Below are 13,744 nucleotides of genomic sequence, written 5' to 3' on the forward strand. Positions count from 1 at the left end.
GCCTAATGCCCCTGAACGTCGGAGTCCACGCCGGCGTCAGGCCCGCCGTCGAGCGTTTGCAGGGTGGCGAGATCGTCCTGGTCAAGCTGGAAGTCGTAGACGTCCAGGTTTTCCTTCATCCGCTGTGGGTTGGCGGTCTTGGGAATCGCCACCAGCCCTTGCTGGACGTGCCAGCGGAGCACCACCTGGCCCGGTGTCTTTCCGTACTTTTCGCCGATACTGGCCAAAACGGGAGCGTTGAGCAGATCGCTGCTGGCACCCAACGGGCTGTAGGACTCCGTGATGATGCCGTGCTGATCGTTGAAGGCGCGGGCCACTGAACGGGGGATGGAAGGACTCACCTGGATCTGGTTGACCGCCGGCACAACGTCGGTTTCGGAGAACAACCGGTCCAAGTGCGCTGGCTTGAAGTTGGAGACGCCGATGGAGCGTACCTTGCCCGAGGCCTGAAGCTCCTCGAAGGTCTTCCACGTGGAGATAAACTCACCGCGCCGGGGGAGGGGCCAGTGGATCAGGAGCAGGTCAACGTAGTCCAATCCCAGGCGTTCCAAAGAACCGTCCAGCCCGGCAACAGCCTTTCCGGAACCCTGGAATCCGCCGTCCAGTTTGGTGGTGATGAAGAGTTCCCCACGAACCACCCCACTGTCGCGGAGGCCCTTGCCCACACCCTTCTCATTGCCGTACTTCACCGCGGTATCGATGTGCCGGTAGCCGTGAGCCACCGCCTCCACCACGGCATCAGCAACCTGGGCATCATTCAGGGGCCAGGTGCCGAGGCCGAGTTGCGGGATCTTGTGCCCGTCGTTGAGTTCAATGAGTGGGGCAAGTGTCATGGGCGTGCGTTCCTCTCGTAAAGCCGGTCACTGAGCTCCATATAGTCCTCTTTCACCACTTGCAGCTCAGGATGCTGATCATGCCACGCGACGATCTCACGCGCACCGTCGGCGAAAGGAATCGTGGCCCGGTAGTCAGGGACCAGGGCCTTGATCTTGGTGTTGTCGAACACCACGGAGTGCGAGCGGTCGCCCAGCAGGTTGGGACCCAGCTCTGGACTATGTGCCGCAATGGTCTCCGAAGAAACGTGAAACAGGTCTGGTTCCCCAACACCCGCCGCCCGCGCAAACAGGCGATAGATCTGGTTCCACGGCAGGTATTCGTCTGAGGTGATGGTGTAGCTCTCGCCAACGGCCTGCGGACGGCCCAGAAGCCCAACAAAGGCCTTGGCGAAATCGCGGCTATGGGTCAGGGTCCACAGTGAAGTGCCATCCCCGTGCACCATGACCGGCATCCCTGCCCGCATCCGGTGGATGTCAGTCCACCCACCCACCATGGCGATCTTGGTCCGGTCATAGGTGTGGGACGGCCGCACTACGGTCACTGGAAAGTCCTGCTCGCGGTAGGCCTCGTATAGCAATTCCTCGCAGGCAATCTTGTCCCGCGAGTACTGCCAGAATGGGTTCTTCAGCGGGGTGGATTCCCGGATGGGAAGTGTCGTCGGAGGCTTCTGGTATGCCGACGCAGAACTGATGAAGACGTACTGGCCCGTCCGCCCACGGAACAACTCCACGCCGGTCCGCGCCTGGTCCGGGGTGTAGGAGATGAAGTCCGCAACGGCGTCGTACTCCCTGCCCTGAAGTACCTCACGCACAGCCTGGGCATCGCGGACGTCCGCATGCAGGACCTCTGCGCCGTCCGGGACCGGCCGCCCGGCTGACCGCCCCCTGTTGAGGATGGTCAGCCGGTGGCCCAACGCGACGGCGCGTTCAGCCGCCGCCGCACTGATGACCCCCGTGCCGCCGATGAAGAGGATGTTCCGTGGTGAGACGGTGTCCGCCGCTTTTCCAAGGCTGCCGGGGAGGAGGGTGCTCACCAGGCGTAGTCTTCGGGAGCGGGGCGGTGTCCCGGGAAGATGTCGTCCAGACGCTTGAGGGCGTCATCGTTCAGGGAAACGTCCAGTGCCCGGATGGCCGCGTCCAGTTGCTCCTGGGTGCGTGGGCCAACGATTGGTGCCGTCACGGCCGGCTGGTGAAGCAGCCAAGCCAGCGCGACATCGCCAGGCGCATGGCCGAGTTCGTCCGCGAAATCCTCGTACTGACGGATCTGGTCCTCGTGCTTCTTGAGGGTTTCGAGTGCCCGGCCCTCGGTGCGGCGGACGCCCTGATCTGCCTTCTTCAGCACCCCACCCAACAAGCCACCCTGCAGTGGGGACCAGGGGATCAAACCAAGGCCATACTGCTGCGCTGCCGGGATCACCTCAAGCTCCACCTCACGCTTGAAGAGGTTGTAAATGGACTGCTCGCTGACCAGCCCGGTGTAATTCCGCTTGCGGGCAGCTTCCTGCGCCTGGGCGATGTGCCAGCCCGCAAAGTTGCTGCTGCCCGAGTAGAGGATCTTCCCCTGCTGGATGCCTACCTCGATGGCCTGCCAAATCTCATCCCACGGCGTATCGCGGTCGATGTGATGGAACTGGTAGATGTCGATGTAGTCCGTCTGCAGACGCTTCAGGCTCGCATCCAGCGCGCGGCGGATATTCAGGGCGGACAACTTGGACTCGTTAGGGCGGTCCGTCATGGTGCCGTACAGCTTGGTGGCCAGGACGGTGCGCTCGCGGCGCTCGCCGCCCTTCGCGAACCAGCGGCCGATGATTTCCTCGGTCCAGCCGCGGTGCTCCGTGCCGCCGTACACGTTGGCGGTGTCAAAGAAATTGATGCCGGATTCTAGGGCAGAATCCATGATCGAGTGGGCGGTTGCCTCGTCCGTTTGCGGGCCGAAGTTCATGGTGCCCAGGCAGAGACGTGAAACCTTCAGGCCGGAACGGCCCAGATGCGTGTACTGCATAACTGTTGATTCCTTTGTTTGTTCGTGGGTTCTTAGAACTGGGTGAAAGCTGCGACGGCGGGATCGGAACCGATGCGGGCGCCCGCCTCGAGCGCCGTGATTGCTGCCAGTTCGGATTCGCTGAGGCTGAGGTCGGCTGCGCCAAAATTCTCGCGCATGCGGTGGGAGTCTGCGGACTTGGGGATCACGATGGTTCCCTGCGCGAGGTGCCAGGCCAGGATCACCTGTGCAGGAGTAGTGCCGTGGGCCGCTGCAACGAGGGCCACTTGCTCGGCGTTCAGGTCCTTACCCTGCCCCAGCGGGCTGTATGCCTCAACGGCAATACCCAGATCGCGGCACTTGGTGGCAAGTTCGTCCTGCTGGAACGTCGGGTGGACTTCGATCTGGTTCACAGCAGGCACCACCTCCGCTTCCTTGAGCAACGTGTCCACGTGGTCCGACAGGAAGTTGGAGATGCCGATGGCCCGGATCTGCCGGTCCTGGTACAGCTTTTCCATCTCCTTCCACGCCTGTGTGAAGAGGCCTTGCGACGGGACCGGCCAGTGGATCAGATAGAGATCGATGACCTCAAGGCCCAGGGCATCCCGGCTCCGCTGGAAGGCATCGTGGGCTTCCCCCTGTTCGCCGTTGCGGAGCTTGGTGGTGATGAAGAGGTCTTCCCGGGGGATGCCCGAAGCGGCAATGGCAGCACCGACGCCTGCCTCGTTACGGTACGCGGCTGCTGTGTCGATGTGGCGGTACCCCGCTTCCAGCGCGTCTTCCACAACCTTCTGGGTTTGGTCCGCAGGAACCTGGAAGACACCAAATCCCAGCTGGGGGATGGTGACGCCGTTATTCAATGTCAGCTCTGGCATGACGGTCTCCTTCGACGGGATGGCTTAGTCCGGGGCGCTCCACGTTCCTGGATTCCTTGGTGAAGGCGGGGTCCAGAAAGCGTTTTCGGAGGCTCTGTACTGAGCCTATGCAGTTTTGGCGGCAGAGTCAGCAATCCAGCCTGATCCTGTTTTTCCTAGGTCTGGTAGTCCTACCCAGAATGGTGGTCTTTCACACACCGCGGACGGCAGAATGGACGGATGGGTCAAAGCGCCGAGTTCGGTAAATTCCTCAAAGTCATGCGTGCCCGCCTCTCACCTGAAGATGCCGGGGCGCAGGAGTCCAGCGGCTCCCGACGCGTGCCCGGGCTCCGGCGCGAAGAGGTTGCCCGTCTTTCCGGCGTGAGCACGGACTACTACACGCGGTTGGAACAGGGCCGCAATATCCACCCCTCCAAGGCCGTTCTGGAATCGGTGGCACGGGCCTTGCGCCTTGACGCCGGGGAGCAGGCGCACATGATGGACCTGCTGGAGCACTGCGCCAGCTCCGCTGCGGGCAATCCCGGTCCCGTGCAAAAAGTGCGGCCGGCTTTACGGCAACTGCTGGACGCCGTGGGGGATGTTCCCGGCATGGTGCTGGGCCGGCGGGCAGATGTCCTGGCGGGTAACCGGATGGCCCACCTGCTCTTCACCGACTTCGCGGCCCTCCCAGCGCCGGAGCGAAACCTAACGCGTTGGATCATTCTGGATCCCTCGGCAGGAGCGTTGTTCAGGGACTGGAAGACGGTTGCTGCCGAGGCCGTTGGATCGCTGCGCATGGACGTGGGCCGGCACCCGAACGATCCCCAGACCAACCAACTTGTAGGCGAACTCGCCGTCCACAGCGAACACTTCCGTCAATGGTGGGCCGGGCACAGGGTGGCCACCCGCTCAGCTGGTACCGTGCGGTTGCACCACCCGGTGGTGGGAGACCTAGAACTGAACTTTGAAAACCTGGGTCTCCCGGACGACCCCGACCAAGTGCTGAGGGTGTATTCCGCGAAGGCCGGCTCGCCGTCGTCGGACGCTTTGACGCTGCTCAACTTTGGTGACGTAGGCACCCAAACCCACGTACCGGTACCCGCCCGCCGGGACGACAGTTAGTGCCAATGTTTTCCAGAAACATTGGCACTAACTGGCAACCCGCGTAGGGGGACTAACGCTCCAGGCGGAAACCAAGCTTGATGGTGACCTGCCAGTCGGCCACTGCGCCGTCCTCGAGGTGGCCGCGGATTTCCTTGACCTCGAACCAGTCGAGGTTCCGCAGGGTTTGGGAGGCTGTCGCGATGCCGTTCTTGATGGCGTCGTCAACGCCCTCGGTGGAAGTGCCTACAATTTCGGAAACGCTATATGTGTGGCCAGCCATGGTGCTCCTCATCATCGTCCCTGAATCTCTGGAAACCGGCCCGCGTGGCAGGCCGTCCATGCAGATTAGCCCACGGATGTCCGTGCGGCCAGAGTCCCCTTGGCCCGGCTTTCTCCCCAGTCCTTGCCGGTGAGTGTAGATTTCTTGCAGCACCACCCAGTGAATCCCCACAACCAGGAGTACTCATGTCAGAAGTAATTGTGGTCGGCGTTGACAACAGCGAAACGGCCAAGCGGGCAGCAGTGGCAGCAGCGAAGCTCGCCACCGCCCTCGGTGCCGAACTGCACGTGATCAGCGGCTTCTCCGACGACCGCATCGAAGAATTCGGCAGCGGCAGCGACCGCATCACCGTCTCCTCTGCGGATTCCGCGGAATACGTAGCCCGCAAGGTTTCCGAGGAGCTTGACGTTCCCGCCGGCAACATCAAGTACTTCGCTGCCCGCGGCACTCCTGCCAACGCCTTGATCAACTACGCCGAGACCAACAACGCCTCGCTGATCGTGGTGGGCAACAAGCGCATGAAGGGCCTGGGCCGCGTCCTGGGCAGCATCGCCAACAGTGTGGCACACGGTGCTCCGTGCGACGTCTACATCGTGAACACGGACGTGGACGCATAAACCACCCACGCGGGTAACAGAAGATGCCGTTGCGGGCGTCCGCAACGGCATCTTCTGTTTCCCCGGTGGGCGTTCCCTGCGCTAGTGGCCCTGGAACGCCTCAGCCAGCCACCACGAGCCGCCGTCGGAGGCGATTTTGGCGTCGATGACGAGCGGGCGGTCTTGGGTGCCGGCTTCATAGCCGGCTATCCACGGGCGGATGGCCTCCAGGTCCGCAAGCGTCCGGACGGTCACGCCTTCGGCCCCGAATCCGCGGGCAATCGCGGCTATGTCCGTGTCCGGGAACACCACGCTGGAGAGGTCCTCCTCCGAATGTTCCGCAGCGAAGTGGTGGACTTCGGCTCCGTAGGCGGCATCGTTGCACACGATGCACACCAGCGGCAGCTGCAGCCTTGCTGCGGTTTCCAGCTCACTGATTCCCATGAGGAATCCGCCGTCGCCCGCCCCGAGGATCGGCAGCCGGTGCGGTTGGGCCAGTGCGGCGCCGATGGCTGTGTACAGGCCCAGTCCGATCGCCTGAAAGGCCTGCGTGAAGCAGAACCCGAACTCGTCCGGCACCGCAAGGTATTGGCTGGGATAGCCCATGAAGTTGCCGGAATCGACCGCCACGATCCTCTCCGCCGGGAGCATGGAATCGAGTTCGCGGGTGAGGACGCGCGGGTCAATTGAGGTGGCCGTGGACAGGTCTTCCGTCTCCACATCCCGCCACCGCGAGCCCTGTTTGATGGCCAGGGCGTTGGCTTCGGTGCGGTACTTTTCGGCCGGTTCGGGTTGCAGGCCGCGCAGCGTCTCCAAAGCATCCACGGCGGCCAGCGCCGAATCACCCAAGACGCCCAGAGTGATAGGCCGGTTGGCGCCCAGGGCGGAATCCTCGACGTCGATCTGCACAACCTTGGCGCCGGCGGATATGAGTCGCCCGTGCCGCATGGTCCACATGTTCAGCGCGCAACCCCAGCCCACGATCAGGTCCGCGCCGCTGATCAACTCCGCTGTGACAGGGGATGAGAAGCCGCCGGAGATACCCAGATTGTGCGGGTCGCCGTTGAACAGGCCGCTCGCCACCGCGGACGTTGCCACCAGCGCCCCGGCGTGCTGCGCCAGCGCCAGAATTTGCTCGCCCGCACCACGCCCACCACGCCCGGCGACGAACACCGGCCGCTCAGCCTGCGCGATCAGGGCGGCCAGTTGCTCCATGGCGGCTGCGTCGGGGCGCACCTTCAGCTGTTGAGGCACGACGACGGCGCCCACCTCGTCCCCGGCGGTGGGGGTTGTGGCATTTTGGACATCCAACGGCAAGCTGAGGACCACGGTTCGGCGCTCATTCACCGCAGTCCGGAAGGCCCTGACGGTATCGGCAACGGCTGTTGCGGGGGAGTGGATGCGTTCCGCTACCGCACCCACGCTGCGGGCCAAGGAGTCCTGATCGATCTTGAAGTTGGAACGGATGGCCGCGGCCTGGGTATCGGCAGTCAGCACGATCATGGGCGTCCGGCTTTTCGCTGCCTCACCGATCCCCGTGATGGCGTTGCTCAGCCCACAGCCTTGGTGCGTGGTGACCACGCCAACCTTGCCGGACATCCGGGAATAGGCATCTGCCATGGTGGCCGCGCCGCCCTCGTGCCGCGCGGCGGTGAACGGGATGCCTTCAGCCATGAGGGCGCTGGTCACGTCGAAGTTGCCGCTGCCTACCACTCCAAAGACATGCCCGACGCCGAGCTTCGCCAGCGTCCTGCTGACCAGAGTGGAAACCCTTGGCTGCTCACTCATGCCGTCTCCACCGCGACTTTTTCCACCAGTGCATACACGCGGCTGGGGCTTCCGGTGCCACCAACAATCGGCAGCGGAGCCACCACCAGGGTGGCACCCGTGACGGGGAGCCGGTCCACATTCCGGAGTGACGTGACGCCGTACTTGTCCGCGCCCAGCAGGAACGAATGGACGGGGAACATGGGATCCAAGGCGCCCGCCTGTCCCGCATCAATGCCCACGGTTTCCACGCCGAAACCGCTGATCGAGGCATTTCCGGCGAGCCACTTGGCACCTGCCGCAGAGACCCCGGGAGTGTGGGGTCCGGCGTCGTCCGCGTTGACGAAAGCGGCAGCGTCAGCGCCACGGGCCGCCCACCCGGTCCGGAAGATGATCCAGCAGTTTTCCGGGAACGCGCCGTGATCCTCCTGCCACTGCTCAAAATGCTCTGGTTCCAGGAGGAAATCCGGGTCCGCGGAGACGTCGGCGGTCTTGTCGATCACCGCTACGGGACCCACCAAGCGGTGTGGTTCTATCTGGTCCACTGACTTGCCGTCCTTGCCTGTGATCCAGTGGACCGGTGCGTCCAGGTGCGTCCCGGCGTGCTCACCCACGGTGACGTCGTTCCACGCCCAGGCGGGGCCGGCGTCGTCGAAATTGCTCACCGGCGACACGGAGAGTCCCACGGTGTTCGCGAACGGCTGGGGCAGGTTCAGGATGGGGGTTTCGGAACTGAGCGGTGTGGTGAGGTCGAGGATCTCCACCGAACCATTCGAAAGGGCTGCGGTGAGCCCGGCCAGAACAGACATTGTTCTCCTATCGCTTGCTTAATTTCAGTGCTGCTTGGATGCGGGAAAATCGTGAAGGCTTGGCGGTCAGTTTCTGCGCCACCAGGTGTCCGGAGCCCCCGGAAAGCCCGGGGCCGGGGTGGGTTGACGCGCCGATGTGCCAGAGACCCTCGACGGCGGTCCGGTGACCTGCCGCTTCCGGGAAGGGGCGCCAGAGGAGGTTTTGGAATAACTCAGCGGAGCCACCGTAAGGATCGCCGTTCACAGCGTTGGGATTGGCAGCAGCCAAGTCAGTCGGGGCGATGACATCCGACGCCAGAACCGTAGCTTTGGTGCCGGGTGCGAACTGCTCCAGCCGGGTGAGGATCCGGTCCAGGTAGGCCTGTTTCAGTTCTTCGGTCCAGCCGCCGCTGACGTCGAGTTCTCCGGCAGCGTCACCCACCGGAATGAAGGGGACTTCCTGGAGTTGCAGCCACAATGTGGCCTTGCCCTCCGGTGCCCGGGACGGATCCAGGACGCATTGCTGGCCCACCACCACCGTGGGTTCCTTTGGCAGCAACCCGGCCTCAGCCTGGGCGCACGCGACCCCCGTGCTGTCCGAGCCGTTGCTGATGTGCACCAGCGGAACGCGATTGAGCCTGGGATCAAGCCACTCCACGGGCTTGTCCAAGGCCACGTGGATTTGCATGGCTCCGCGGCCGTTTTGGTATTTCCCTGCGGCCCGGGCGGTCGCCGCAGGAGGCTGGCGGAGCAGCTGTGTGTAGAGGGCCTGCGGCGAAACGTTGGCGAGCACGATGTCAGCAGTGACCACACCCTGGGAGGTCCGGACGCCGGTCACAGCTGTGCCCGAAACCAGGATCTCCTCAGCCTCGGTGCCCAGCAGGATCCGGACCCCGTTGTCACGCAACAGCGACTCAAAAGCCGCTACAAACCGCGAAGCCCCGCCTTTCACCACTGGGAGCCCGAAGCCATGCATGCTCATGGCCATCACTGGCAGCATCACACCGCCAGTGGCCTGGTCCGGACCCAGCCCGGCATGAAGCAACCAGGGTGACCAGAGCTGATCCGCTTCCCAGCCATCAAAGCGGCTCCGGACGTAGTTCCGGCCGCTCATCACGGAGTCCCGGACAAAGGCCTCCGTTCCGGCCAGCCGCCCACGCCGCACGGCCCCGAAGGCAATCTTCGCTACCTCGGCAAACGATCGCAGCTCAGCCCCAAACGCCCCGAAGACGGTGCCGGCATTGCGGCCCAGATCATCGAGCATGGCCAGGTAAGCTGCCTGATCCCGTGGCTCTTTGAAAGCAGCGGCTGTCTCTGCCGGAGCCCGGTGCGCGATCACCACGCGGTGGGCGCCCGTGGCGGGATCCGCGGCGACGCTTGCCGTCACCTCAGCCGTGGTGTTGCAGTATTCCAGCCCCCTGGCGTGCAGCTCCTTTCCCAGTGCCGAATACGCGCCACCTGACACAAACAGTGGATGCCAGGAGGAGAAAGTGTCGTGGACAAAACCTGGCAGGGTCCGCTCCGCGGAGTGGATGAACCCGCCCAGCCGGTCCGCGCGCTCGATGATGCACACCCGTTTTCCGTCCAGGGCGAGCTCGGCTGCCGCCACCAGGGAATTGATGCCGGAGCCAATGATCGCGATGTCAACAGGATCGTCCATAGCCGTTCCTTTCACGGTGCCTAGAAATCCGGGTGGCTGGCGGTGGCGTGGTACTTGCCGGCATGGAACACCAGGGGAGCGCCGCCGTCGTAGTTGTAGCTTTCCACTTCACCCACGTAGATGACGTGGTCGCCGGCGTCATGCCGCGAGACCGTACGGCACTGGAACGTAGCCACAGCGCCGTCCAACAACGGGACACCGGCGATGCCCTCGGTGGTCTCCGCGCCTGCGAATTTGTCAGAGGCAGGCGTGGCGAACTGGCGGGAGAGGACGTGTTGGTCGCTGGCCAGGATATTGATGGCAAAGTGCGTAGCGTCCTCGAAATCACCCAGGCTGGGCGCGCGCTTGCTGGGGCACCAGAGCACCAGCGGGGGCTCCATGGACACGGACGTGAAGGAATTCGCGGTCATGCCCACTTTCCGGCCATCGGCGGCCACGGTGGTCACCACCGTGACGCCTGTGGCGAACTGGCCCAGCGCACCCCGGAAATCCCGGATGTCGAAGACGGCGGTATCGTCTTCCTTGCGGGCCTGCATGAAATCGGCGGCGGCGGTGGGGTCGAACCACCACGGGTACGACGTCCGGGGATCGTCAAAGCCGCCCACAATGCTCGCCGCCAGCGCCGGATGCCCGGCAGCCTCGCGCAGCAGCGTCTGCTGGTGGTCCCTGCGGGGCTTAAGGAGATCGTTGGTCCACTCCACCGCCCATTGCCCCCAGCCGCGCCAGAACTCGTCAAACGTCCGTTCCATCCACGCGCGGTCAAAGGGCTGCTGCCCGCGGCGAACAATCGAATCGAGATAGTACTTGGCGGCCAGCGTGGCGTTGTTGGAACCCTGGCCGGTGAGGGGATCGTTGAGGACCACGGCGTCGCCCAGCCCGAACACCAGCTTCCCGTTATCGAGTTCGCCGACCGCGGACCTCACCGTAGGCGTGATACGCCCCAGGAGCGTGGCGCCGCTGTCGGTGAGCTCGGCGCCCACGAAGTTTTCGGTCTCGTGCGGGAAGTGGTCGCGCAGAATCTCCAGGGAGCGTTCAAGCTGCTCTTCGGGACTTCCGACGTCGGTCCAACGGTCCATGGGGCCGCCCACCATGCCTTCGAACACCATCATGCGGCACGGGCCGGAGACAGTGAGGCCCGGAAACGTGAAGAACTCGCCGACGCCGGGGGCCATGGACATGCGGATGGCGTCGCCCTCCGGTTCGGTGCTGCTGGAGGACGTGACGTAGTTCAGTGCCAGGACCCGTTGCGGCCGGTCGAAGGGCGACTTTGCCTTGTCCCGCGGGAAAATTTGGCCGATCTCGCCCTTGCCCGTGCTGACGATGACCAGCTCGTAGTCGCGGGCCAGTTCTTCGAGCATGCGCGGGGTGACCTTCTCTATCCGGAAGTCCCCGCCGCCTGCCACGAACGTCTCAATCCAGAGGGCACTCTTGATTCGCTGGTCAATGGATCGGGCGGGACCATCCAGGGGAGCTTGCCACTCGATGGGTTCCTCGGCTTCCACACGGAGCCGGATGGAGTTGATGTCCGGCACTGATCCGGAATCGTAGAACTCCGTGAGTGCCGTTCCCAAGTGGGCCTCGGCGTCCAGGGCTGTGGAGAACATGCACTGGCTGGACATGACTTTGCCGGTGCGGATTTGGGCTGCCGAACGGTCTGACAACAGCGTCACCGCATAGCCGTCCCGCTGCAGCCCCAAGGCCAGTTGGGCGCCGGATTCGCCGGCCCCGACGATTGCTATTTTTCGCATGGTTGAGTCCTTGATGGCAGGGGTGTGCTAAGAAACCTTGGCGGCAGAAAGGCTGGCCAGATAGTCGGCGGCTTTGTCCGGGTACATGAACCAGTCCTGGAATTCCGGGGGATGGTTGAAGCCATTGGCGAAGCGGTGCGCGATGTGCGGCTCTTGGTTTGCTGCGCCCAGGAGCTCCAGGACGTGCGGCGGTGGTGGGGCCAGGAGGGCATTTGTCCAGTGTGCAACGTGCTGTGCGTAATCCCAATAGCGCTCGAACGTGGTCTGCATAAACGGCGCATCGAAGACGCCACCACCGTGCTGGATGATGCTCTCCAGATACGACGCCGCACACTTGCTCGCATTGTTGGAGCCCTGCCCGGTGATGGGATCGTTCAAAACCACGACGTCGGCCAGGCCCAGTACCTGCCGGCCGCTCGGCAAGGTGGCAATCGGGTGGCGGACGGTGGGGGCGAAACGGCCCTGAAGGACGCCGTTGGGATCGGTGAGTTCGACGTCCGTGGCACGCTCGGCCTCCCACGGCAGGAAGGTTTTCAGGATGTTCGTGGAGTTCTCCAGATGCTCCTCCGGGCTGAGCCCCTTCCAGGTGTCCATGGGGCCGCCGGGCACGCCTTCGAAGACCATGATTTCGCAGGGGCCGGTGGTGGTGAGTGCGGGGAAAACGAAGTACTCGCCCACGCCGGGGATGAGATTGAACGAGACCGCTGAGTACTCTTCGCGGGGCTTCAGGCCTGTCACGTAGGTCAATGCCAGTGCTCGCTGGGGAGCATCGTAGGTGCTGCGTTCGGCATCGCGGGTGAACAGTTGGGCGATCTCACCTTTGCCGGCGGCCACGATCACCAGATCCGAGTTCTGCGTGTACTTCTCCAGCTCGGCTACGCCCGCGTCTTCGAAGACCAGCTCTCCGCCGCGTGCCGTGAACTCCTCCATGAACCGCGGGAATTTCACCCGCTGATCGACGGACTTGGCGTGGTTGTCCAGGCGTGACGCCCAGCTGATCGCCTTCTCGCCGGGGAGTTCGGGGTGCGGGATGGTGAACGAGATGCCGTCCACGGTGGGTGCATCCGGCCAGAAATCGAGCCCCAGTGCCCGCTCGTGCTCCAGGGCATTGTGGAAAATACACTGGCTGGAAGCTACTTTGCCCCCAGCGATTTCCTCGGGTGTGCGGTTGGAAATGGTGGTCACCTGGTAGCCGGCGTCCAGCAGCCCGATGCCCAGCTGCAGCCCGGACTGGCCGGCTCCGACAATGGTGATGTGACGTTGCGTCATGGTGTTGCCTTTCTCTCTTGGTCTGTTTGCGGTGTCAGTTGGCGGCCAGCAGTGGGATGGTTTCTTCGGCGCGTTCGGGCCCCAGCGCGGAGTAACCGCCGTCCACGGCCCAATCTGCCCCCGTGACGAAGCTGGCTTGGTCGCTGGCCAGGAAGGCGACGACGTCACCCACCTCGTGGGGGCGGCCAACCCTCTTGAGTGCATGGAAGGGGGCCGCGACGGAGTCGGTCTTCTCCAGGCTTCCGTTGCTCAGGGAGTCCATGATGTTGCTCCATACCCAGCCCGGGCTGACCGAGTTGACCCGGATGCCGTCCTCTGCGAAATCCACGGCCATGCTGCGCGTTACCTGGACCAACGCTGCCTTGCTGGCCGGGTACAGCCAGCGGCCGGTCTGGGCTACCGAGCTGGAGATCGAGGTGAAGTTGATGATGGTGCCATGTCCGGAAGCCTTGAGGTACGGCCGGGCCGCGTTGCTTGCTACCACCGCGCTCACCAGGTTGACGTTGAGGGCTTCGAGCCAGTCGGCTCGCCCGGAGGCTGCGCCATCGTCCTTGTAGGTGCAGGCGAGGTTCACCAGAATGTCCACGCTGCCGTGCTGTGCAGCCGCCCCGCTGACCAGCAGGTTCACAGCGTCATCATCAGTGATGTCCGTGTGGGAGTAGTGGACTCCCTCGCCCAGCGCAGCGGTGAGTGAACCGCCGTCGGGGTTGATATCCGCAACCACCACCGTGGCTCCGGCGTTCCGCAGTGCGGTCACCACACCCTGGCCCACCTTGGTGGCTCCACCGGTGACGATCGCTGTTCTGCCTTCGAGTGCTGCCATGTGCCAAACCCTTTCTCGCGATAACGATGTTACGTAAA

13 protein-coding genes are annotated in these 13,744 nt (G+C 63.9%); 2 read left to right on the forward strand and 11 right to left on the reverse strand.

The window, feature by feature from the left end:
* Positions 1–2: 2 nt before the first annotated feature.
* From BLW08_RS18815 to BLW08_RS18830, 4 genes are read right to left on the reverse strand one after another with little or no spacing between them, the layout of a single operon-like run.
* On the reverse strand, positions 3–833 hold the full coding sequence (locus BLW08_RS18815) for an aldo/keto reductase (RefSeq protein ID WP_091327094.1): 831 nt from the start codon (positions 831–833) through the stop codon (positions 3–5).
* Positions 830–1,870 carry an NAD-dependent epimerase/dehydratase family protein gene (locus tag BLW08_RS18820; protein WP_091327097.1) on the reverse strand — a complete coding sequence of 347 codons (1,041 nt, stop codon included), beginning with the start codon at positions 1,868–1,870 and terminating at the stop codon, positions 830–832. Before BLW08_RS18820 ends, BLW08_RS18815 begins: the two co-directional genes overlap by 4 nt.
* Positions 1,867–2,838: an aldo/keto reductase gene (locus tag BLW08_RS18825; protein ID WP_091327099.1), complete on the reverse strand. Its 972-nt coding sequence runs from the start codon at positions 2,836–2,838 to the stop codon at positions 1,867–1,869. The genes BLW08_RS18820 and BLW08_RS18825 overlap by 4 nt, the downstream gene beginning before the upstream one ends.
* A gap of 32 nt (positions 2,839–2,870) precedes the next feature.
* Positions 2,871–3,692, reverse strand: a complete 822-nt coding sequence (locus tag BLW08_RS18830) for an aldo/keto reductase (protein WP_090823926.1) — start codon at positions 3,690–3,692, stop codon at positions 2,871–2,873.
* Positions 3,693–3,911: 219 nt separating this feature from the next.
* Here BLW08_RS18830 and BLW08_RS18835 point away from each other — a divergent pair, with 219 nt between their 5' ends.
* Positions 3,912–4,793: a helix-turn-helix transcriptional regulator gene (locus BLW08_RS18835; RefSeq protein ID WP_091327103.1), complete on the forward strand. Its 882-nt coding sequence runs from the start codon at positions 3,912–3,914 to the stop codon at positions 4,791–4,793.
* A 52-nt stretch (positions 4,794–4,845) separates the two neighbouring features.
* Here BLW08_RS18835 and BLW08_RS18840 read toward each other — a convergent pair whose 3' ends face one another.
* On the reverse strand, positions 4,846–5,055 hold the full coding sequence (locus tag BLW08_RS18840) for a dodecin (RefSeq protein WP_011773002.1): 210 nt from the start codon (positions 5,053–5,055) through the stop codon (positions 4,846–4,848).
* A 185-nt stretch (positions 5,056–5,240) separates the two neighbouring features.
* Between BLW08_RS18840 and BLW08_RS18845 the strand changes: the two genes are divergently transcribed.
* On the forward strand, positions 5,241–5,672 hold the full coding sequence (locus BLW08_RS18845; protein WP_090823922.1) for a universal stress protein: 432 nt from the start codon (positions 5,241–5,243) through the stop codon (positions 5,670–5,672).
* An 81-nt stretch (positions 5,673–5,753) separates the two neighbouring features.
* On the opposite strand, the gene BLW08_RS18850 is transcribed toward BLW08_RS18845, so the two are convergent.
* From BLW08_RS18850 to BLW08_RS18875, 6 genes are read right to left on the reverse strand one after another with little or no spacing between them, the layout of a single operon-like run.
* Positions 5,754–7,439, reverse strand: a complete 1,686-nt coding sequence (locus BLW08_RS18850) for a thiamine pyrophosphate-binding protein (RefSeq protein WP_091327106.1) — start codon at positions 7,437–7,439, stop codon at positions 5,754–5,756.
* Positions 7,436–8,227: a cyclase family protein gene (locus tag BLW08_RS18855; RefSeq protein ID WP_090823918.1), complete on the reverse strand. Its 792-nt coding sequence runs from the start codon at positions 8,225–8,227 to the stop codon at positions 7,436–7,438. The genes BLW08_RS18850 and BLW08_RS18855 overlap by 4 nt, the downstream gene beginning before the upstream one ends.
* A 7-nt stretch (positions 8,228–8,234) precedes the next feature.
* A complete protein-coding gene (locus BLW08_RS18860; protein WP_091327109.1) occupies positions 8,235–9,866 on the reverse strand; it encodes a phytoene desaturase family protein in 1,632 nt (543 codons plus the stop codon).
* Positions 9,867–9,886: 20 nt separating this feature from the next.
* Positions 9,887–11,614 carry a flavin reductase gene (locus BLW08_RS18865; RefSeq protein ID WP_091327111.1) on the reverse strand — a complete coding sequence of 576 codons (1,728 nt, stop codon included), beginning with the start codon at positions 11,612–11,614 and terminating at the stop codon, positions 9,887–9,889.
* A gap of 27 nt (positions 11,615–11,641) precedes the next feature.
* A complete protein-coding gene (locus BLW08_RS18870; protein WP_091327113.1) occupies positions 11,642–12,883 on the reverse strand; it encodes a styrene monooxygenase/indole monooxygenase family protein in 1,242 nt (413 codons plus the stop codon).
* 34 nt (positions 12,884–12,917) lie between these two features.
* Positions 12,918–13,706: an SDR family oxidoreductase gene (locus BLW08_RS18875; protein WP_091327115.1), complete on the reverse strand. Its 789-nt coding sequence runs from the start codon at positions 13,704–13,706 to the stop codon at positions 12,918–12,920.
* Between the last annotated feature and the right edge of the window lie 38 nt (positions 13,707–13,744).

This window comes from Arthrobacter sp. cf158 (assembly GCF_900106835.1).
Taxonomy (GTDB): domain Bacteria; phylum Actinomycetota; class Actinomycetes; order Actinomycetales; family Micrococcaceae; genus Arthrobacter.

Coding starts and splice junctions, on each gene's coding strand:
- BLW08_RS18815 (WP_091327094.1), bottom strand. CDS start 833: ATGACACTTGCCCCACTCATTGAACTCAACGACGGGCACAAGATCCCG.
- BLW08_RS18825 (WP_091327099.1), bottom strand. CDS start 2,838: ATGCAGTACACGCATCTGGGCCGTTCCGGCCTGAAGGTTTCACGTCTC.
- BLW08_RS18830 (WP_090823926.1), bottom strand. CDS start 3,692: ATGCCAGAGCTGACATTGAATAACGGCGTCACCATCCCCCAGCTGGGA.
- BLW08_RS18835 (WP_091327103.1), top strand. CDS start 3,912: ATGGGTCAAAGCGCCGAGTTCGGTAAATTCCTCAAAGTCATGCGTGCC.
- BLW08_RS18840 (WP_011773002.1), bottom strand. CDS start 5,055: ATGGCTGGCCACACATATAGCGTTTCCGAAATTGTAGGCACTTCCACC.
- BLW08_RS18845 (WP_090823922.1), top strand. CDS start 5,241: ATGTCAGAAGTAATTGTGGTCGGCGTTGACAACAGCGAAACGGCCAAG.
- BLW08_RS18850 (WP_091327106.1), bottom strand. CDS start 7,439: ATGAGTGAGCAGCCAAGGGTTTCCACTCTGGTCAGCAGGACGCTGGCG.
- BLW08_RS18855 (WP_090823918.1), bottom strand. CDS start 8,227: ATGTCTGTTCTGGCCGGGCTCACCGCAGCCCTTTCGAATGGTTCGGTG.
- BLW08_RS18860 (WP_091327109.1), bottom strand. CDS start 9,866: ATGGACGATCCTGTTGACATCGCGATCATTGGCTCCGGCATCAATTCC.
- BLW08_RS18865 (WP_091327111.1), bottom strand. CDS start 11,614: ATGCGAAAAATAGCAATCGTCGGGGCCGGCGAATCCGGCGCCCAACTG.
- BLW08_RS18870 (WP_091327113.1), bottom strand. CDS start 12,883: ATGACGCAACGTCACATCACCATTGTCGGAGCCGGCCAGTCCGGGCTG.
- BLW08_RS18875 (WP_091327115.1), bottom strand. CDS start 13,706: ATGGCAGCACTCGAAGGCAGAACAGCGATCGTCACCGGTGGAGCCACC.